We start from the raw sequence: 21,481 nt of genomic DNA, 5'->3' as shown, positions 1-21,481 counted from the left end.
GTCAATAGAAAACACTAGTACTCGATTGTTCCGTAAACATTATTATGTACTACCTTAATAGAAATAATTCCGGAACTATTTCTATATTTTTAAACATTGTAAGGTAAACACTTCATAAAAAATAGAAGACGAGTAAAACAGTTTTACGCGTCAATGTTTACGTTAAATTTCTATGTATATTTGATACTATGATTATACATAATACTAAGACGCAATTGACAACTTTATCACATATTCATAAATTTTTAGAAAATACCTGCAATCTCATAAGTTGCTTATTTTATAATATTTATAAGAGTTATTTTAAATAATTGTAATTATTGCGATTACTGAGTAATTGTTTAGACTTAAGAGTGTAAGCATATAAAAAGCTAATTACTTAGTTATTATTTTACAGTCAGAAAAAAAATGTCCAAAATATATACAAATATAAGGCAAATAAGGGGATTTAAACAGTAAGGTATAGTAACAAAAATTACTATGTATAATATTGTTGGCTAATATCTATCGTTTATATCCAATATTGGTTAATACTAAGAAATTAAAATGCTATTGAAAATTTTTATCGATGTTTCTCTAGCATATTAGAGTTGAATTTAACTTAAATTCATATAAATTAATCAATTTACTTTAATAAAAATAGCTTAATGAATGTAGCTTGAAAGTCTTATTTTTAGGGAAATACAGCATTTATTGTCTTGAAATGACAGTTCCAAGTTGAGTGTTTGAGGGGGTTTAATCATACCCCCACAATAAAGAAACAAAATATATTACTAATTTAAGAACTATTTTTCGATCGCAAGCAGAGGAATATTTGAAATACTCAGTAGGAGAACAATATCAATATCCCTAAATCATAACTTCATGAAAAATTTATAATTAATGCGATAGACGCCAAATTTTGATCGTTTTATCTTCGCTACCGCTAACTATAGTTTCTCCATCCCAACTATAGGCTAATGAACTAACAGCTTCACCATCGTTAGAAAGAGTACTAATCAATTCTCCTGTAGAGATATTCCAAATTTTTATTGTTCTATCTGTACTTCCACTAGCAAAAGTTTTGTTGTTTGATAATTTATTAGCTGGGTTAATTGCAAGGGATGTAATGCTCTGGGTATGTCCTTCGAGATTACGAACTAACTCGCCTGTAGATAAATCCCAAATCTTTATACTTCGATCTGCACTTCCACTTATAAGAACGGGACTGCGACCTTTTACTCCAGGACTCATAGCAAGTGATGTAACACTTTGAGTGTGCCCCTTAAGAGTATGAATTAACTTACCTGTAGATAAATTCCAAACTTTGATAGTTTTGTCGGTGCTCCCAGAAGCCAAGATATTAATATCATTATCGTTCTCAGAACCAATACTAAACTGACTAATAGCAACTGAACGCACCCAAGAGGAATGTCCGGTTATAGTACGAATTTCTTTTCCTGTTTCCAGGTTCCAAAGTCTGACAGTTTTATCATTACTTCCACTAGCAAGAATTTTGCCATCAGGACTAATTGCTAAAGCGTGGACAGAATCAGAATGTCCGGTTATGGTGCGAATTTTGCTTCCTGTTTCCAGATTCCAAATCTTGATTGTTTTATCTTCGCTACTGCTAGCAATGATTTTACCGAAACCCTGGGGTGTAGAGACTCTCACAGGATTAATAACAATTGCATTTACTCGACTTTTATGACCTTTGAGAGTTGTAATTTCTCGTCCTGTTTGAGTATCCCAAAGTTTAATTGTTTGATTGCTGTTGCTAGCAACTATTCGACTATCAGGACCAATTGCAACAGATAATATTGAGTTTAAACCGCCTGAGATAGTATTAGCTAAAGAGAATTTTTGCGAGCGCTGTTTGTTTTGATTAATTTTGCTAGTTTGATTATCTACAGCAACACTTGATGAAAATTCTGTAGTAAATTTTTGTGCTTGCAAATACCAGAATTGTCCCAATCCCAGAATCGCGATCGCAGTTAGTGGGAAAAACAAATATTGAGGTTTGAGATATTTGTTTGACCCAGAAGGTGAAAATATTGGAGCTTCATAAGACTCATTAGCTGGGGAATCTAGTGGCTTAGAACTCAAGTCATTGAATGCTTGTTCGGCTGATTGGTAACGTTGTTTAATATCTTTTTTCAACAACTTTTCCATGACTAAAGCCAGTTGTTCGTCAATTGGATGACTCAAGTATTGTCTCCAGTCATTGACCCAGTTATAACCATTTTCCGTCCAAAGTTTAAATGGAGATGTTCCTGTGAGTAGATGAAAACAGGTAGCCCCTAAGCTGAATAAATCGCTAGCAGGGAAAGCTACACCATCTCTAATTTGTTCGATTGGACAATAACCGTGGGAACCAATTGATGTTCCTGCTTTAATTTGTACCCTTGCTGTTAACTGTTTAGAAGAACCAAAATCAATTAAGGCTAAACGTCGGTCTTTTTTACGACGAATGATATTTTGCGGTTTAATATCGCGATGAACAACTCCCCGTTGGTGAATATATTTGAGTACGGGTAGTAAGTCCAACAAAATTTGTTTAATTTCAGATTCTGCGTAGAGACGTGCTTGTTTTCCGATTCCTCGACGTCGAAATTGTAATTCTTTAGATAAATTTTGTCCGTCAATAAATTGCTGTACTAGGTACAAATAATTATCTTGCTCAAAATAAGCTAATAGAGTTGGTATTTGGGAATGCTCTCCGAGTTGTTGAAGTCGAGTCGCTTCCTTTTGAAATAACTCCATTGCTTTTTTGAGCGCCCAACTACCGGGTAGTTTCGGTGCTAGTTGTTTGATTACACATAATTCTTTGAGTTTATCCACATCTTCTGCAAGATATGTTCTACCAAATCCTCCCTCATCTGATAGCACTCGAATAACACGGAAGCGATTTCGTAAAAATTTTACCAGTGGAGTTCCACAGGTCTCGCAAATTTTAGTTCCATCAGAATTAAGGGGATTTGGGCAATCAGGATTTAAGCAGCAGATCATTATCACAGAGGCGCGACTGCGTAGCAAGTGGTGGTTAGTTTGCCCCGAAATTTTCCAAAAATGGGAAAATTATTTTTGCATTATACAAAATATATTTTTTTAATTCCTGAGTTGGAAACCTATAGTTATATTGTTTTTATTTTTAAAAATCAAAGTAACTAAAATTACCCTATAGAAATCCTAAATCCTTCATGAATATCAAAATTGTAGAGACGTTGCAGAGGCTAACGCCGACGCCGCAGGCTCTGCAACTACAGGATTTATCTGTTCACAAATCAACTAGGATTGCTATATATTTACTTTATTGGTATTTGATATGTTCTATATCAGATAAAATTTTGCAGGATTTAACAGCCTAAAGAAATTAAGTTTAAATACTTAATTATCGAGTTTGCCTGGTATTTTTTTTATGTGATTTTACACCTCAATAAGAACAAAAAATACAAATAATTGATCTAAATTATTATTAAAACTATTTAAATTTTTTTTGATTTTTCTTGATTTTTGAAATATTTAGACTTTGGTATTACTATTTTTGTGAAAAACCGCTAGTTTTTAATTTTTCCCGCCATCTGCGAATTGCAGTCGCTGTGCGGTTAACAGGAGGTGAATACTTTGATGAAACCTCTTGAGTATGAAACTTCTTGATTTGCTCTGGAGTTTGAAAACTTGAAGCTTGAAATTCTGAAACTTGAAACTCTCGAACTTGAGATTTGGGAACTTGAGATTTGGGAACTTGAGATTGCTTGACTTTTCCCAAAGGCTTGGTTGTCATACATTCACTCAAATTTGGAATATATTTTTCCAAACCTAAAGCCCGTTTTACCTCATCTACGGATTTAAAGCGCTCCAGTAGAGAAGTTTTAATCATTTTGCTTAATATATTTCCCAAGTGTTCGCTGATATTTACTTCTTTTTGCCAAAGTATTTCACCAGTAATCGGGTCATGGTCAAATTCAAGGGGTGCTTTACCAGTTAGTAAATAGACACAAGTAATACCGACAGCATAAATATCGCTGGCATAAACTGGGGATAAGTAAAACTGTTCTGGTGGAGCAAATCCCATAGTTCCAACAAAATGAGTGCTAGCGTTTCGAAGCGCAGAAGTACTATTTTTTGGTTTTATTAATTCATCTTTAACCGCCCCAAAATCTATTAGTACAAGACGTCCATCTTCTTTACATCGCAATATATTCTGTGGCTTAATATCCCGATGAATTACATGAAGGTCGTGAATATAAGATAAAACAGGCAATATCTCTTGGAGAAACTGCTTAACAGCCGCTTCTGTTTTTACACCGTCACGTCTAACTTCCCGAGCTAAAGTGTAGCCCCGCACGTATTCTTGGACCAAGTAAAATTCACCGCGATTTTCAAAAAAGTCCAAAAGCATCGGGATTTGAGAATGACTACCCAGTTGACCCAAGGCTATAGCTTCTTTTTCAAAGCGTTCTTTAGCTCGTTCCCAGCTTCTATGATTGGTAGTTCGAGGACAAAGCTGTTTAATTACACATAAAGGACTACCTGGTAAGTCCATATTTCTGGCGATAAAAGTTACTCCAAAGCCACCCCGACCCAATATTCGGAGTATTTTGTAGCGATCGCGAAATAAATTCTTGGTACCACACAGTTGACCGAGGTGAGTTTTCTGCAAAATATCTGTATGGAATTTTGCAACTTTCTTCATAGGAAAATGACTCATGGGGCGATGCCAATTTTAAGTTTTTTTATACTTGTAAAAATTTTATATATTTGTGCTGATGTTGTTTGAAATAGTAGGTTAGAAAAACCCCAGTATTCATGCTGGAAGACTATCGAATATATTTATACGCAGTTTTAAGGAAAATGTTTTTCTAAACCTAATGTCTTAATTAAACGATATTTAGGATTAGAACGCTAGTAGTATTACTGTATCTTTGCAAAGTTATAACTTTTTATCAAAGTATCCGGATAAATCATCTGGAGAAACTACTTAAATATTTTTTCTATGATGAAGCTGCTTAATTTTTATTGGTTTAGAAGTCATTATAACTTCATATTTTATCTGTAGTAATTTTTAAAATTTACCTATTATTTTTTATTCTTTCATCATCCTTTTAAATCTAAGTTCGAGCAGAATTAATCTATGGGATTAGCATCTGTTGAAAGGAATAAAAATGATTAATAATAAAAAGCTAGTATTTTGCTTGACCAATAAACTTAGCAAGACATTAGGAAGTTTGACTTTAACATTCGCTGCGATTGGCTGCAGTACTCTTCCCGCTCAAGCAGTTAACTTCAACTTTACCTATGGCTCAAACGTTACTTATGAACAAAAAGTAGCTACAGAATTAGCTGGAAATATCTGGTCTAACCATTTAGCAGATCCAGTAACGGTAAATATTCATGTGGAAATGGCAGATAATTCAGAGTTACCTACCAATGTGATTGGTGGAGCGATTCCTTTCTTTGAAATAAATCATGCCTACAGTGATTTTTATAACAAGCTTCAACTTGATAAAACATCAACTGATGATGATAATGCTGTAGCCAGTCTGGATTCTGGAGATGAGTGGACCGCCTGGAATTCTAATCAGTTCGACACATTTAGTGAAATTAATATGACTAGAGCTAATGCTAAAGCCATAGGTGCGATTTCTGGCAATGATTCTACTCTTGATGGTTTAATTTTGATGAATAACCTCAATGGTACAGGTGTAAATTGGCAGTATGACTATCTCAGTTCGGGAGTAGGTAGTAATCAGCTAGATTTCACTAGTGTTATGATTCACGAAATTGGTCACACTTTAGGTTTTGTAAGTACTGTTGATTCTTACACCTATGCTGACTATCTGAATGATGGTAGTGATGTAGGAAGCAATTCAGGAAGTAATCAAGGCGGTAGTAACGGAGAAACCGACAAATTTACAGATCATTGGACGACGATGGATATGTTCCGATACTATACAGCCCAAGATGGCACAAAACAAAGAGGGTTATGGTATGGAACTGATGGAACTAGCTGGAATCAATACTTATCCCTCGATGGAGGTACAACTTCTCTAGCAGTTCTTGAATCTGGAGCTGATACACGTATAAATGATGCAAGTGGCTATCAAGCAAGCCATTATCTTAATACTCTAAACGCAGGAATTATGGATCCTGTTTTAGAACTCGATACGAGACGTTATTTAGATCCAAATAGTATCGATTTACGTTTTTTTGATGCTATCGGTTGGGATAGACAATCTGGATCTACACAACTCAGTACCCTACAAAATATCGCTAATGTAAACGCTGCGAATGCAGGAAATATAAATCGCAGTAATGAGTTAAATAGTATATTTAACCAATATGGTTGGGGTGGTGGAAATGGTGGAAATGGTGGAAATGGTGGAAATGGTGGAGGTGGATTTACACAAGAGAGCACTTTGGTTGAGAATTTATCTCAAGCAGGATTTTTTGAAGTTGGTGTATTTCAACAAAGATTTGACTTTGATGCTCGTAAGCCTTTTGTTTCTGCTTCCGTTCCCGAACCTACTTCCACTGTAGTATTTTTAGGATTAGGTTTATTGGGTTTTGTTTGTGGCAAAAAACGAAAATTACAATAGGACGTTAACAATGCACTAAAGTGCTACTTACTGCCAACATCATTAAAAAATCTTAGTTAGAACAATTTACTGCTACAGGTGATACCAAGTTAGGAGAATTGGGATTAAATGCTACAAATTCAATGTCTCCTTGGGAATTGCGTATCCAACCAGAAGCTTCGATAATGGCTGATGATTGATTAACTTCTCTATCATTAACCCGAACAATATTATTTGTTTGCTTTTGATATGCAGGTAAGTCGCGAATATCTGACCAAACACGATTTGCATTTACTTGTTGAGTAGGGTTTTGTTGCATTCCACCCCTTCCAGTAACTGCAAAACTACTACCAAATTTACTAGAACAAACCGTTGCAATTTCTTGGGAAGACTGTATTGATGTTGGTAGTTCCACTAAACCAGAGTTCGGATCGATATCAAGATTATTGATGTCCACTGTACCATTTACACCAAACTCAGAACTAGCAGTGATATCATTTTCTGGAGTCAGGCGATCGCGAAATTCTAAACCAAATATACCTTGAGTAGTAATATTTATATTACCTCCATCACCTGTGACTGCATTTGCGACAATATCGCTGTTTTCCAAACCGACAATAATGGGAGAATTAATTATGATATTTCCTCCATTAGCAGTTCCAATGGCATTGACGGTAATATTACTACCACGACGCATGAATAATAGATCGGTATCAAGAAATATATTTCCCCGATCACCTGCATTTACTTCCGCCCTCAGGCTACCATCATTGTTCAGGAAAATCTCTGCAGCTTGAATATTTAGGTTTCCTGCATTTCCTGTCCCTGGAGTAATATCTGGATTGCGACTGGAGAAATTACTAACTGAAATAGTCGCACCATCAAGGACATTAAGTTTATCTGTAACAAGATTTAATTGACCGCCATTACCAGTACCGACAATAGCAGCACTAAATAAACCACTGCTACCTACTTCGTTCACAAAACCACTTAATTCTACTTTTTGAGCCTGAATATTTAAACTACCTGCATCTCCGTTCGCAAAGGTGGTAGAACTAATTTGTGCTCCCCCACTCAGACTTAGAGTATTAGTATCAATACTTAAACTTCCTCCCCGACCAAAATTCGTAGTACTAAATAAGCCACTGGGAAAGTTATTGGTAAATCCATTAGCTTCAATTTCAGAAGCTTCGATCTCTAAAGTACCGCCATTCCCAGAACCAAAAGTACTAGTATCGATTTGTCCTCCAGCAAATAAGCGCAAACTTTCTGTTGCAATTTTTATTAAACCTCCATTACCATCTGCTCCCTCTTGTACGTTAGCGAATATACCGCTAGGTAATCCAGCAGAAGAAACACCGGAAACTTCGATCTGATTCGCTTGAATTTCTAGTCCACCCGCATTACCCAAACCAGAGGTACTAGTATCAACTTGTCCTCCATCAAATAAACTTAAACTTTCTGTTTGAAGACTTATTAAACCCCCATTACCATCTGCTCCTGCTTGTACGTTAGCGAATATACCGCTAGGTAATCCAGCAGAAGAAACACCGGAAACTTCGATCTGATTCGCTTGAATTTCTAATCCACCTGCATTACCCAAACCAGAGGTACTAGTATCGATTTGTCCTCCATCAATTAGTTTTAAAGTGTTAGTTTCAAGCTTAATTTTTCCTCCATTTCCAGTAGGGGAAGAACCACTAGCAGACAAACCACTAGGAAATTGACCAAAAGCAGCACCAACCAGTTGAATATCCTGGGCTTTGATGCTCAAATTTCCAGCATGACCATCAGAATTCAAAGAATTTCCACTGCTAATCGTTGCTCCTTCATTAACTAGTAAGCGATTGGTTTCAATGAAAATCTCACCACCATTACCAGTACCAAACGCAGCATTGGTAAATAGACCACTAGGACCAAAAGGACCACCAAAATTTAACTCGATATCCTCAGCCTTGACCCTAATTCTTCCCCCATTTCCCGTACCAAAAGTACCGCTTCCGATTTGTCCCCCACCATCAACAATTAAGCTTTTAGCGTCAATTTGAATTTCTCCAGCATTACCTGTCGCTTCAAACTCTACATCAGCAGATATATTGGTGGATAAAGGGAGTTCAAAAGAAAAACCAACGACTTCTAGTGCTTCTGTTGCTTTAATACTTAACATTCCTCCTGTTGAGTCACCAGCAGTATTAGCTAAAATCGCCGAACCATCGGTTAAAGAGATATTACGTCCTATCACTTGCACCTCACCACCACCATTACCACTGACATCTACTGAAGCCGCAGCAGTGAGGTTAATATCTTGGAAGTTGTTAACTTGCTCGTATTCTAAATTCCAACCTGAAGTAGTAGAAATTAGGTTAACTAAACCTTCACCTCGGACGCTACCCAATTCAACTCTTCCTTGCTCAGCTGTCAAATTTCCCCCAGATAAAATGACATTACCACCCACCAGAGCTAAGGTTTTACCTGGTAATACTTGTAATCCTAATGTGCGATCGCTCCGGTCAGTAGAAAAGGTATCAAAATCAAAGGAGATATTACTACCCGGACCTCGAACGGTAATATCTCCCGAATCAGAACCATATTGTAAACCTACAGGAACATCAACAGTCAACAGTAGCGTTCCTTGGGAATTAACCGCACTATAAAAACTACCATCTGCAAATTTAATACTTTCAGCAGTACCAGCAAAAAACGAACCACCAATATCTAACTTGGCATTTTCACCAAAAATAATGCCACTAGGATTAATAAGAAAAAAATTGGCACTTCCTCTATTATCTGTAGTGCCATCAATTAATGTTTGAATAGTACCGTCAATATTAGAAAGTGAACCGCCTGTAATCCTGGTAATAATATTTTGAATTCCAGATTCGTGAATAAATCGGGCAGTTTCATTAGACTGAAGAGAAAAATTTGTGAAACTATGAAACAGGTTACCACCATTCTCTGGTCTAGTCCCCCCGGTAATCTCGAGCAAGTTTACATTGGGCGTCGAAACTACTGTATGATTTTGCAAAGTATCATCAGCAACAATATCAGCGATCGCTCGCTCAGAGTAAATAGGTAGGGAACAGCAAACTAACGAAATAATAGCTGTTAACCAGTGAATTTTCCCTTGAATACTGTTAAAAGGAGAAATCCGAGAGATGGAGATGTTAACCATTTGCCTGTTGACCCTGGCAATCTAAAATAGCTACACCACTGAAAAAATATTTTTGTTAGGTGTATTTATATACTGCCCATCAACTTTTCTGAAATTAACACTAGCTGGTGATTAGGAGACTGGGGATTGGGGACTGGGGACTAGGAAGATAACACCCAATCCCCAATAGCCAATTCCCAATCCCTAGTACCTAAAGAACTTGCTCAACTTCGGCAATTTCTGGAATCATTTCTCTCAAACGGCGTTCAATCCCCATTCTCAAGGTCATAGCAGAACTAGGACAGGAACCACAAGCACCTTGCAAACGTAATTTAACAATTGGACCATCCAGTTCGACTAGTTCGACGTTTCCGCCATCAGACATCAAGTAAGGGCGCATTTCATCTAAAACAGTTTCTACGTTTTGTGTCGTCAGTTCCATAATTTTAAGACCTCGCTAAATCAAAAATCGACTTTGTAGTTTTGTTATCTAGATCCTAGACGACAATAGCAGCTTAATCGTCAGTTATCAGTGGTTAGTTGCAGTTAGTTGTGTTTATGTTTGTTATTTTGAATCATCTATGATTAAACAGATGCAGCTTCCATTAATTTGATATTAGGGTAACTAAACTCAGTAGCATTGTCCTCGCCAGCAATATTTTCTGTAATTACTTGCTTAGTCATTAAGTAATAGTCACCAATTTTTTCGTAGGTGTCTTCAAATTTTAGTATGCTTTTAATTTCATCGGTTTTACTGTCACGAAAAATGGCACTGTAGTGAGTCGCGACATACCCACAACCAGTATCTAAACTTTGGTGGGTATCAATGACAAAAACTGTCTTTCCCATGACTCGAGTCACGCAGACAACTTCCTTGTTACGGATTTTGTAAGTGGAACTTGTAGAATCACCACTAACAAAAACTTCTACACCACCATCATCATCAGTTTGACCGAGACTAAACTCGTACTGACCGTAAGACTCTTCAAAAGAAGTTGGTTGACGATGATTAACAAGATCGCGTAATTGGGTATATATCCCAGCTTTGACCTCTTCGTTAGGTACTTCCGTTACTTCTACTGTTAGATCGCGGTTGATGCGAATTTTTCCAGTACAAACCTCTGCACCTTGCATTAATTTCACATCCGCACTATAGCCGGGAAACTTTTCATTCCAAGTGTAACGACTTTCGTAAGCGGTTTGAAATAACTCGCGGCCTGTTATTTGAGTTGTCATATAACCACTTTTAAGTTTACTTTTTTAAGTTTAGTTTATTGGGGATTGGGGATTGGGGATTGGCGTTAGCGGAAGCGTGGCGTTAGCCATAAGCACTGCGTGCCGCCTTGCGGCATATGGCGATTGGAGACGAAATTTTGCACAGGATTTATAGCCGGGTAAATCACTTCCCGTACTTTCCGAAACTTACCCAGGTCGAAAATTGAGAATAGGGCTTAATTAACAGATAAAAAATATATATCAATTCTCCCAGTCGCCAGTCGCCAGTCGCCAATCCCTACTCTCCCTCACTCGATGAAACCATGACGGGTTGTTGGTAAAGTGGAACAGAGAAAGTTACAGTTGAACCCAATCCTTCACCCAGACTGTAAAAATGAACTTCTCCACCCATGGTTTCTACTAATTTTTGGGATATTACTAATCCTAAACCGGTACCGCCATACTGTCGTGTTCTAGATCCATCAACCTGGGAAAATAATTGAAATAATTTGTCCTGTTTGTCCAGAGATACACCAATACCAGTATCTGCGACCCTTAACCTCACAATTCCGGGAAATTGTTGTTCGTCAAAGATAATTTTTTTCAATACAACATCCGCGCTAATAGTAATACCACCCTCATGGGTAAACTTGATTGCATTACCCACTAGATTTAACATAACTTGCTTGAGGCGTTGATAATCACCATAAACCATAACTTCATCTGAAGTTTCAGGCATTTGGATCTGGAAGCTGAGTTTTTTCTGTTCAGCTTGCATGCGCATGAAACTTTCAACGTCGTTGAAGAGTTCGTCTAGTTTCACAGAACGCAATTCTATTTCCATCTTGCCAGCTTCTATCCTGGCAAAATCTAAAATGTCATTAATTACATCCAGCAAGTGCAAAGACGACTTATGAGCTTCCAGGAGAAACTGTCTTTGTTCTTCTGGATCGTCTGCCATCCCATCTAAAATTAACTTCAAGAATCCAATCATGCCATTAAGTGGCGTGCGAATCTCATGGGAGACATTAGCAAGAAACTCACTTTTGAGGTGGGAAGCATCTTCAGCTTCTTGACGGGCGATGGATAATTCTTGGTACAGAATTGCATGAGCGATCGCAGTTCCCAACTGATCGGCTAAGTCCTTAACAAATACTAATTCCGCAGTTGTAGGAATATAAGATTCATCACTCAAAGTTGCAGCAATTAACCCATTAGGTTCATCTTGATGACAAGTTGCAACAACTAAAACTTGCTTTTGTTCAAAAATAGAATTTCCCGCGCCTAATTGAAAAACCGGTTCCAAAGTTGTCAAAGCTTGGGTGAATATAGATTCGGAAGCGAGATCTATTTCTAAACCCAATATCGACTTAATATTTGGTTGGCGGTATTCGGCGATCGCCTTCAATTTGGTATTGGAGGGTTGATAAGGACAAATGATACAACGCTCTAACCCCAGAGACTTACCAAGATCGTTAACAGTTCGTTGCCAAATAATATCTATATTTAACGTTCGCCGGACATTTCTGGTAATTTGATTGACTAATTTCTGATATTGTTGCAGCCCTAAATTTCTATCTTTCCCAACCTGCACTGGAGTGAAAATGTTACTTGCACTTCCATTCTCTGGGTTTTGAGATTGGGTTTGCAATATTCGACCCATAACTAGAAGGGTTGTCGCATCATGACCCAAAGGTGGCAAAATGGGAGTAATTGTCAATTCCAATTCCAATAGAAGTCCGCAACAATGGAACCAACATTGACATTTCTGGGGAACTAAATTTGTTAATATCTGCTGCAACAGAAATGAGTAAGCATCTTTATCTATGGGAGTAAATGCTACTTCTTCATTTTTACTATCAACTAAGTCTAGTAAATTAATTCCTAGTTCCTTACTTTGTTCCCAGTGAAAATCTAAGTAATTTCCCGTCCCACTTTGTAAAAACGCCAACTCTGCACCTAAATTAGCCAATGAAATACTTAGATGTTCCGATCCTTGCTTTTCTGGCATTAAATTTGTTACTTGGGAATTAGCACTGATACTCATGATACGAGTTTAGATAGACAAATAGTAGCTCAAACAGGTTGGGCGAATTATTGGATCGAGTTTGACATAAATTATTGATGCATCCAGCGCAATCTACAAAGTTTTGTGGCAAACGTAGCTTTGAATATACCAAATACTACATTGCATCAATTATTTATTAAGACATATTTCTTATTTGGGTTAGTCGTTCCAGTCACCTCTAGGTGGTAGGGGTGTACGATAGGGGGTACGAGTTAATTCATCATCTCTGGGGGTTTCACCTCTTAACCATTGACGGATTGCGACCTCAATAACTTTTGAAGGGTTGCTAGTTAAATGTTGGATTTGGTCAACTAATTCTGGATCGATCTGAATTGCAATTTCGACTTTTTCTTTACGCTTTGATTCTATATTGGAAGCTTGTTCGTTCGTATCCATTGGTATATCTACTCTTTTGTGTGTACTTTCAGATTTGTAATCTCTTATTGAAATTAATTGCGAACGTCAGTTGCTACCGACCATATCCAGCTAATACACCTTATTAGTGAAGGGCATATCGCCAAACCAATCTATATATTGTATTATTCAAGTTTATTTTACGCCCCTAACACATGAATCTTAGAACAGATAAATGGACACGCAATATATCTTTGTCTTTTATCTTCAATTCTGCTATCTTTTCTCCTACACCCAATCCCTAATATCAAATCCCCATCTAACGTAAGAAAGCATTAAAATACATTAAGTAACTTATCAATCTTGGTCGCTGCTCAAGCAAACAAAGTATATGACTGACGTTCCCGCAGTTCGCATTCGGAATTTTTGTATTATTGCTCACATAGATCACGGGAAATCAACCCTTGCCGACCGCTTACTACAAATGACGAACACCGTAGAAAGCCGGCAAATGAAAGAACAATTTCTCGATAATATGGATTTGGAACGGGAGCGCGGCATTACTATCAAGCTGCAAGCTGCCCGGATGAATTACACAGCTAAAGACGATCAAAATTACGTATTAAATTTAATTGATACTCCCGGTCACGTCGATTTTTCCTATGAAGTGTCCCGCAGTCTTGTTGCTTGTGAAGGCGCACTTCTTGTGGTAGATGCTTCTCAGGGTGTAGAAGCACAGACCCTAGCCAATGTTTATTTGGCAATTGAGAATGATTTAGAAATTATTCCAGTTCTAAATAAAATTGATTTACCCGGGGCTGAACCAGATCGAGTCGCTGCAGAAATCGAGGAAATCATTGGTTTAGACTGTAGCGGTGCAATTTTGGCTTCGGCGAAAGAAGGTATTGGTGTTGATGAAATTCTGGAAGCAATTGTCGAACGGGTACCACCACCAAAAGATACTACCGACGAAAAGCTAAGGGCATTAATTTTCGATAGCTACTATGACACTTATCGGGGAGTAATCGTTTACTTCCGGGTCATGGACGGAACGCTGAAAAAAGGCGATCGCATTTACTTAATGGCTTCTGGTAAGGAATACGAAATTGATGAAATTGGGGTGCTTTCACCAAATCAAAAGCCAGTGGATGAATTACACGCAGGGGAAGTTGGTTATCTTAGTGCTGCCATTAAAGCAGTAGAAGATGCTCGGGTCGGCGATACAATCACTTTAGCCAAAAATAAAGCAGCAGAACCTTTACCTGGATATGCAGAAGCTAACCCAATGGTATTTTGTGGGATGTTTCCCATCGATGCCGATCAGTTTAAAGATTTACGGGAAGCTTTAGACAAACTAAAACTTAATGATGCTGCTTTGCAATTTGAGCCAGAGACTTCCAGCGCTATGGGTTTTGGTTTCCGTTGCGGTTTCTTAGGTCTGTTACATATGGAAATCGTCCAGGAACGCCTCGAACGAGAATATAATCTGGATTTGATTATTACCGCCCCATCTGTAGTGTATAAAGTAACTACGATCAAAGGTGAAGAAGTATTTATTGATAACCCCAGCCATTTACCTTCTCCCAACGAACGACAAAAAATTGAGGAGCCCTACGTCCGAGTAGAAATGATTGCTCCGGAAACTTATGTCGGTACTCTGATGGAGTTGGGACAAGGAAGAAGAGGTATCTTTAAAGATATGAAGTATCTCACCCAGGGGAGAACAACACTCACCTATGAGTTACCTCTGGCAGAAGTTGTCACCGACTTTTTTGACCAAATGAAATCTCGTTCTCGCGGATATGCCAGTATGGAATATCACCTAATTGGATACCGTGAAAACCCCCTAGTGAAACTGGATCTAATGATTAACGGCGATCCAGTAGATTCTTTAGCAATGATTGTCCACCGGGATAAAGCTTACGCTGTAGGGCGTTCGATGGCAGAAAAACTTAAAGAATTAATTCCCCGTCATCAATTTAAAGTTCCAATCCAAGCAGCTATTGGTAGTAAAGTTATCGCCAGCGAACATATTCCCGCATTACGCAAAGACGTTCTAGCCAAATGTTATGGCGGCGATATTAGCCGTAAGAAGAAACTTTTGCAAAAACAAGCCAAAGGTAAAAAGCGAATGAAGTCTGTAGGTACTGTAGACGTACCTCAAGAAGCATTCATGGCTGTATTGCGCTTGGACAAAGAGTGATTTTCTCTCACAAACAAAGACGTAAAACAAAATTACTTCACCAACTGGAGACGTACATAGTGCGTCTCTATGTTTTTTTATTTGTTTGTTAAGCAAAAGCGCTGCGCGCAAGTCAGGAGTCAGGAGTCAGAAGTCAGAAGTCAGAAGTCAGAAGTCAGGAGTCAGAAGTCAGGAATCAGAAATCAGGAGTCAGGAGTCAGGAGTCAGAAGTCAGGAGTCAGGAGTCAGAAGTCAGAAGTCAGAAGTCAGGAATCAGAAATCAGAAGTCAGGAGTCAGGAGTCAGAAGTCAGGAGTCAGGAGTCAGAAGTCAGAAGTCAGAAGTAAATAATCCCCAATCCCCAGTCGCCAATCCTCAATCCCCAATTACCAATTACCAATTACCAATTACCAATTACCAATTACCAATTACCAATTCATTCTCTTCCTTAAAAACCCCCTCAACCAATCTTTTTTGATTAACGTACTCTCTCACTGCTGGCTTCAGACTGAAGAAACCATGATTATTCTCCAATAGCGATCGCCGTCTCAAAGACTCCACAGCTCCTAAAACTTGGGGTAATTTTTCAGGATAAGTAATATTTTGACTAAATTGATTGAGTTTGACTGGTTTTTGATTCATTGCTAACCAGTACATAATTTCCTGCTCTAAAACAGATAATCGGTTAAATTGTTGGTCTAATAATTCCTGAATATCGCCAAATACAGTGATATTTTGAGCAAAAAACTCAGAAATATTGCCAGCAAATAAATCTTGAATTGATGTCGCAACTATCTTTAATGCTTGGGGATTCCCCCCATAGGACTCAATAAGTTGTAAGCATTCGGCATCGCTAACATTCAATATCCCTTTAGAATTTAAAATGGCTTTCACATCTGCTGTTTCTAAGCCCACAATTTGTAAAGACCTCACCGGTAAACTTGCACCACCTAAAGAGATAATTTCCTTGGGTTTTTCCCGAGATGCAATCAGCAAACAACTTTGATGAGAAGTTTCTCCCACCAATTTAAATAACTCACTATAACCTTCGTATCCTTCCCGATATTGTCCTACAGGCTCCCCACCTTGAAAAATTGTTTCTATGCCATCGAGTATTATTAAACAGCGATGAGCTTTTAGATAATGAAGAAATAAGGATAACCTGTTAAACAAAGATTCTGGTAAATTTATTGTTTGATCGTCAGCAAAAAATTGGATAGATTTGCCGATAATTTCTTCAACAGAAGGAGAATTGCGAATACTGCGCCAAATAACAAATTCAAATTTTTCTTGAATTCTCTGAGCTAGCTTGACTGAAAGAGCTGTTTTACCGATCCCACCAATTCCATAAACCGCCACGAAGCGAGAGCAATCTTTGACAATCCAATCTTGTAAAGTTTGAAGCTCATCTTCACGTCCATAAAAAACCGATACGTCAATTGCATCCCCCCAATCAGTTCGCCGAAGGATTTCAGATTTACTTTGTACCAATGCTGGAGTTGGAAACGTATAATCGCTTTTTCTTAATTCCAAACCAAAAGCTTTGAAAAGTTGCAAAAGTGTTTGTTTGTCAACTCCTGCTTTGCAATTTAAAACCTTGGTTATTGTCATTGGAACCAAGCCCGTGCGATCGCTCAATTCTTCTAAGGTATATCGGTATCCATAATTTTTCTCAACCTCTTGTGATTCTCTTGCTTCAAAGAATTTGTTCAAACCTTTGGTGGTGAGGATAACACCACGCTTCCGTCTTGACTTCTGTTGCCCCATATCAAGCTACACAATAATGGGTACTGAATAGAAATTAGGTAATTCAATACAATGCATATTGGAGTTTTAAGGATGTCATAGCCATTAGACTTTACAGCCATTGAAGGCACCTCAAACCCCATAAAATCTAGGGCAAATACGTATGGGATAGGATGTGGTTCGCCTTTCAAGCTCAGATTTCCTTATTTTTCACGACTCATTAAAGAAAAATGAGAGCGATCAGAAATGCTCTGCAAATTATTGAAGTTATTCATATATCACAATATAGCAATGTAAGCACGAGGGTGCTTACCCCTTATCGATTGTTTATCAAAATCCTGTTGAGAGACCCCTAAAGTAAGACTATATCAATCACAGTTATTCACAAAATTATTTAATAGAAGTAGCACAAGTTTTCAGGCTATAAATTACTGGAGGAAAGTCATGACAGAAGCATAAGCTGAAAAATCTTAAATTCCTTGTCTTGGGATTTATTGATGTACCGGTGGGCAAAAATTTTCTTAAATTAGTTATTTTTCTTTTACTAAATTATAAGCAATATAGAGATATGCTAGTAGCTTGATTTCAAAATTATCACAAATTAAGTTCCTACAAAGGTTTGGGCTATTTGTCTGTGATATTTTTTAAACGAAGAATTAACTTTTATGCTTAAAACTTTTATCTTTGGTGGTCAACTTAGACTTATATGAGAGAAGATTAACCTTAGTCATCAGGGTGTCGACCGACCTAAAGCACTAATTCCTTGTTTTAGGTCGGTATTAATTCTATTAGAAATTACATTTTTGAAATTTAAGCAAGACTTGTAAGATACTGGCGAAGGGATGGGTAAACGCTACATAAGATTTACAGAAACTCCCTACAGCAATGATTCAAGGTTTTTCATACATTCAAAATCTATGACTTAAGGAAATTCATAAATTCCTATTTCCCATACCCCAAAGCTTCGAGCGATGAAAGCAATAGTTAGAATTTGTGAATCACAAGATTTGAGCAAAATAGTTCAACTTTGGTACAAAACTTGGCATTATTCATTTCCAAACATTCGACATCCACAGCCTTATTATCTATGGGAAAAACGGTTTCGTGATGAAATTTTATGCAGAGGTGAAGTTTGGGTTGCAGATATTAAAAGTCAGGTAGTAGGCTTTATCGTAGTATTTAGAGTTGACAATAGCAAAACCACTGGTGAATTAAATCAAATCTTTGTAGATCCAATCTTTCAAAATCAAGGTATTGGTTCGGCATTAATTAATAAAGCTAAAACAATTTGTCCCCAAGGTCTTAGACTCACAACATTACAAAGTAATACAAAAGCTTGTTATTTTTATGTCAAGCATGGTTTTTTTTACAGGTAGTACGTCCACAAACAAAATTAATGGACAAGCAAATATTGAATACATCTGGTCACCTCTACAAACTAATAGTTAATAATAAAAATTAGATATTTTGAATTATGATTGAAAGAATATCTTTTTTGTCTCAGCTAACAGAAGTGGATAAGAGTATATTATTTAGTGCTGTTGCTGGATTTTTTGGTGGCTTAGTTCAATGCAGTATTGAAGATACTTTTGATAAATTCGTCAATCAGAAAGAAATAAATATTAATAACCTTTTACCAAAATATGTTTACTCTGGTTTTATTTGTGGGATTCTAGTTGGTTTGGGAGTGTTTATTACTTTGATTTTCGATGAGACAACATCAACTGAAAATATTACTCAGTCATTTATTCCTTATGCGATACTAATTTTTCCTGTTGTAGGTATTACAAATAAACTATTTGAGCGCATATCTTCACGAAATCAAAGTTAATTAACCAAAAATTTTTCATTGAGATAATCAAATAAAATTATTTTTTAGCTAACTTTTATACATTTATTTTTATATATAAAATCTCTATATATTTATGGTTCACTTATTTTAACTTATGTAATTTCTTTCCTAGGAAACAGTTTGCGATATGTAAATAAAAATAAATTTGATAAAGTTGGAGCAATGATTCCGATAATTATTGAATAAATAAAAATTGTTTGTATGGGTTTGGGCTCATGAATAGCAAATGCATAAAATATTATGCCTATCAACCAACCTCCAAGACAACCTACAAGCAAAAATCTATTTATAATTTCCCTGAGATTTAAAGTATTTGTTTCTGTTGAAAATTTTTTAAAAATACTATCAATAAAGCTAGGAAAAGCAGCAGCGACAATTCCAGCAGACAAAGAAACTATTGCAATCTTTCCAGAAAGCATTACAATAAGCGATTTATTTTAATTTACGGAAATATATTAATCTAATCCTTATCTATTTTCAAATGCCTCTATTTTGCACATTTTGGAAAACTTACATCATAAAAAGTTGTAGAAGAAGGCAAATAATGGGCTAGTTTAATTGGTTGTAAACGTTTTAATGTTTTTAATTTTTGACTTGCGCGTAGCGCCATAAGTGGTTTGTAGTTGCACTATGAAAAAAATGAGGTATTGATTAGGGGTAAATAATAGCCCAACTACACACCAAAAATTAACTATTGAATCTGTTCAATTCTGACAGATAAGTCCTAACTACAGATCAAAAATTAGCAATAAAAACTGAGCGTTCGCAACAGAGTAAACTGATAACTATTACTGATATATTCTAACTAGCCACAGGCATTGGATTTTCAACTAAATCCTCTTCTTTTTCTTCAATCTTCGGAGAACCGAAATGTTTTTCCATAAGTGCTGCTACTTGTTTAGCCTGAATACGACTGTAACGAGTTTTATCCGGCATTACTAAGTTTGGTCCAGCCTTACATTTCTTCATGCAGCCAGTACCCTTAATATTGACTTGTCCTTCTAAACCGCGATCGCTAATTGCTGCAGCTAAAGCTTGACACAAAGCTTTACCACCGCGCTTCATACAATCTGATTTTTGACAAACTAAAATATTTGTTTTCTTATCTTTTTTGGCAGGTTTATTAGCTAATCCAGGAGAAGCAACGAGAGGATTGCTTGCTTTTTTTACACTTCCATTTACTCTATCTGCCTGTAATTGGGGATTTGCGGCTCTAATTTGTTCGGCTTTTAGCTTAATTTCCCCACTTTTTAAATAATATTTTTTAGTTCCCCATACTTTTAGTTGAGTACCTACTGCTAATCTCCAATCGAAAGCGATCCGCAAATGTTTGGCTAACTTAACGTAAACTTCACCTTCATCAGTATCCAATACCAAACCTTTGAGCTTATAGCGGTCTTTAATGACTAAATGTCGGAAAGCACCCTCTAAGCAAAAATCGGATATTTCTGTTTTATGAGATTTACCCATTGTCCAAACCTATTTTTTACAAACAAAAAATGTGAATGATGTTGCGATGCACTTATGACTAACGTCAAACTCTGCTTAAAATCAAAACTTGTTTGCAATGAATCAGCTTCACTGCATGAAAGAAGACATTATTTATAATTTGTGATAACGATAATGCCAACACTCTTCAAGAATTTCTATCAAGTCTTGGCGTTCAGCATTTAATTGACGTACAACACTCCAAACTTGAACTGCTGTTGCAATGTTAGAAACCTCCACTGTCAGTTCTTGATTTGTTTGACACTGACAAGGAATTTCTAATTCCTGTAAGCGCCGATAAACTTCCCAGCGATCTGTCCGACTTACTTTTACAACCTGCTTGAAACTGTAGTTAGAAATTGAACCTTCCAAATCTAATGACCCTCAAAGTGCAATAAAGCTTGGAGAACTATTAAGCTTTGTCGATACAAACAAGCTGTAAAGATGCAGCTTGCTCGCTAGAACAAGAAAAATAATTTGCACATCATGCCACGCGTGAAGCATGAAACTACTGGTTAATAAGACGACAAATACAAGAAGCTTAAAACTTCTTGGAATTAATTCTTAGCTAGCTTGCCCCTCTATTACAGGATACATTAACTGCAAACATTTCTCATTAGTTTTGCAAAAAAAATAAAAAAATAAGAAAAATTGCTCATCATCAAGCGAAATATTTACTTGCAGGCAGCCCCATATCTACAGCCTTCACCTCACAGTGGAGCAGCAAAAAAGTAAAAAAAAATACATTTATTTTGATAAAAAGTCCTTTATATATTTGAAAATTCGTTGTTTACTACTAATCACGCCTCATTGCATGTGTTTAATTTATCTTATGAATAAACTCTGTAACTCGAAAGAAAATATTTTTT

General features: G+C 36.8%; 16 protein-coding genes. 5 read left to right on the top strand and 11 right to left on the bottom strand.

The window, feature by feature from the left end:
* Window positions 1-879: 879 nt before the first annotated feature.
* Together BC008_RS28675 and BC008_RS28670 are read right to left on the bottom strand one after the other, a co-directional pair.
* Entirely contained in the window at window positions 880-2,988 is a 2,109-nt protein-coding gene (locus BC008_RS28675) for a serine/threonine-protein kinase (protein ID WP_027845222.1), read from the bottom strand.
* 529 nt (window positions 2,989-3,517) lie between these two features.
* On the bottom strand, window positions 3,518-4,675 hold the full coding sequence (locus tag BC008_RS28670) for a protein kinase domain-containing protein (RefSeq protein WP_407657084.1): 1,158 nt from the start codon (window positions 4,673-4,675) through the stop codon (window positions 3,518-3,520).
* Between the two features lie 469 nt (window positions 4,676-5,144).
* Here BC008_RS28670 and BC008_RS28665 point away from each other — a divergent pair, with 469 nt between their 5' ends.
* A complete protein-coding gene (locus BC008_RS28665) occupies window positions 5,145-6,578 on the top strand; it encodes an NF038122 family metalloprotease (RefSeq protein WP_027845220.1) in 1,434 nt (477 codons plus the stop codon).
* 52 nt (window positions 6,579-6,630) lie between these two features.
* On the opposite strand, the gene BC008_RS28660 is transcribed toward BC008_RS28665, so the two are convergent.
* The 5 genes from BC008_RS28660 to BC008_RS28640 all read right to left on the bottom strand — a co-directional run bounded on the left by BC008_RS28660 (window position 6,631) and on the right by BC008_RS28640 (window position 13,387).
* On the bottom strand, window positions 6,631-9,729 hold the full coding sequence (locus tag BC008_RS28660; protein WP_058184109.1) for a two-partner secretion domain-containing protein: 3,099 nt from the start codon (window positions 9,727-9,729) through the stop codon (window positions 6,631-6,633).
* Window positions 9,730-9,919: 190 nt separating this feature from the next.
* Complete coding sequence (locus BC008_RS28655) at window positions 9,920-10,150, bottom strand: NifU family protein (RefSeq protein WP_027845945.1); 231 nt, start codon at window positions 10,148-10,150, stop codon at window positions 9,920-9,922.
* Window positions 10,151-10,293: 143 nt separating this feature from the next.
* Complete coding sequence (locus BC008_RS28650; RefSeq protein ID WP_027845944.1) at window positions 10,294-10,944, bottom strand: DUF3386 domain-containing protein; 651 nt, start codon at window positions 10,942-10,944, stop codon at window positions 10,294-10,296.
* Between the two features lie 277 nt (window positions 10,945-11,221).
* Complete coding sequence (locus BC008_RS28645) at window positions 11,222-12,970, bottom strand: sensor histidine kinase (RefSeq protein WP_027845943.1); 1,749 nt, start codon at window positions 12,968-12,970, stop codon at window positions 11,222-11,224.
* Between the two features lie 180 nt (window positions 12,971-13,150).
* Window positions 13,151-13,387 (bottom strand): hypothetical protein, encoded by a 237-nt coding sequence (locus BC008_RS28640; RefSeq protein ID WP_027845942.1) that lies wholly within the window; start codon window positions 13,385-13,387, stop codon window positions 13,151-13,153.
* A gap of 349 nt (window positions 13,388-13,736) precedes the next feature.
* Between BC008_RS28640 and lepA the strand changes: the two genes are divergently transcribed.
* A complete protein-coding gene (gene lepA / locus BC008_RS28635) occupies window positions 13,737-15,548 on the top strand; it encodes a translation elongation factor 4 (RefSeq protein WP_027845941.1) in 1,812 nt (603 codons plus the stop codon).
* Window positions 15,549-15,617: 69 nt separating this feature from the next.
* The gene (locus tag BC008_RS51610; protein ID WP_235595953.1) at window positions 15,618-16,004 is read left to right on the top strand and encodes a hypothetical protein; all 387 of its coding nucleotides are present in this window, start codon (window positions 15,618-15,620) and stop codon (window positions 16,002-16,004) included.
* On the opposite strand, the gene BC008_RS28620 is transcribed toward BC008_RS51610, so the two are convergent.
* Window positions 15,941-17,293 carry an NB-ARC domain-containing protein gene (locus tag BC008_RS28620; RefSeq protein WP_027842162.1) on the bottom strand — a complete coding sequence of 451 codons (1,353 nt, stop codon included), beginning with the start codon at window positions 17,291-17,293 and terminating at the stop codon, window positions 15,941-15,943. The genes BC008_RS51610 and BC008_RS28620 overlap by 64 nt on opposite strands.
* Window positions 17,294-18,243: 950 nt before the next feature.
* Here BC008_RS28620 and BC008_RS28615 point away from each other — a divergent pair.
* Together BC008_RS28615 and BC008_RS28610 are read left to right on the top strand one after the other, a co-directional pair.
* A complete protein-coding gene (locus BC008_RS28615) occupies window positions 18,244-18,648 on the top strand; it encodes a GNAT family N-acetyltransferase (protein WP_058184108.1) in 405 nt (134 codons plus the stop codon).
* A 98-nt stretch (window positions 18,649-18,746) separates the two neighbouring features.
* On the top strand, window positions 18,747-19,103 hold the full coding sequence (locus BC008_RS28610; protein WP_036264977.1) for a hypothetical protein: 357 nt from the start codon (window positions 18,747-18,749) through the stop codon (window positions 19,101-19,103).
* Window positions 19,104-19,216: 113 nt separating this feature from the next.
* Here BC008_RS28610 and BC008_RS28605 read toward each other — a convergent pair whose 3' ends face one another.
* The 3 genes from BC008_RS28605 to BC008_RS28595 form a co-directional block, all read right to left on the bottom strand.
* Window positions 19,217-19,543, bottom strand: a complete 327-nt coding sequence (locus BC008_RS28605; RefSeq protein WP_058184107.1) for a hypothetical protein — start codon at window positions 19,541-19,543, stop codon at window positions 19,217-19,219.
* 382 nt (window positions 19,544-19,925) lie between these two features.
* Window positions 19,926-20,594: a (2Fe-2S) ferredoxin domain-containing protein gene (locus tag BC008_RS28600; RefSeq protein WP_027842164.1), complete on the bottom strand. Its 669-nt coding sequence runs from the start codon at window positions 20,592-20,594 to the stop codon at window positions 19,926-19,928.
* Window positions 20,595-20,726: 132 nt separating this feature from the next.
* The gene (locus BC008_RS28595; protein WP_058184106.1) at window positions 20,727-20,984 is read right to left on the bottom strand and encodes an Asr1405/Asl0597 family protein; all 258 of its coding nucleotides are present in this window, start codon (window positions 20,982-20,984) and stop codon (window positions 20,727-20,729) included.
* Window positions 20,985-21,481: the final 497 nt, after the last annotated feature.

Origin of the sequence: Mastigocoleus testarum BC008 (genome assembly GCF_001456025.1) — a bacterium.
Lineage (GTDB): Bacteria > Cyanobacteriota > Cyanobacteriia > Cyanobacteriales > Nostocaceae > Mastigocoleus > Mastigocoleus testarum.
Note: the sequence above shows the minus strand (reverse complement) of the source record. Positions and strands in the feature narration are given on the sequence as shown.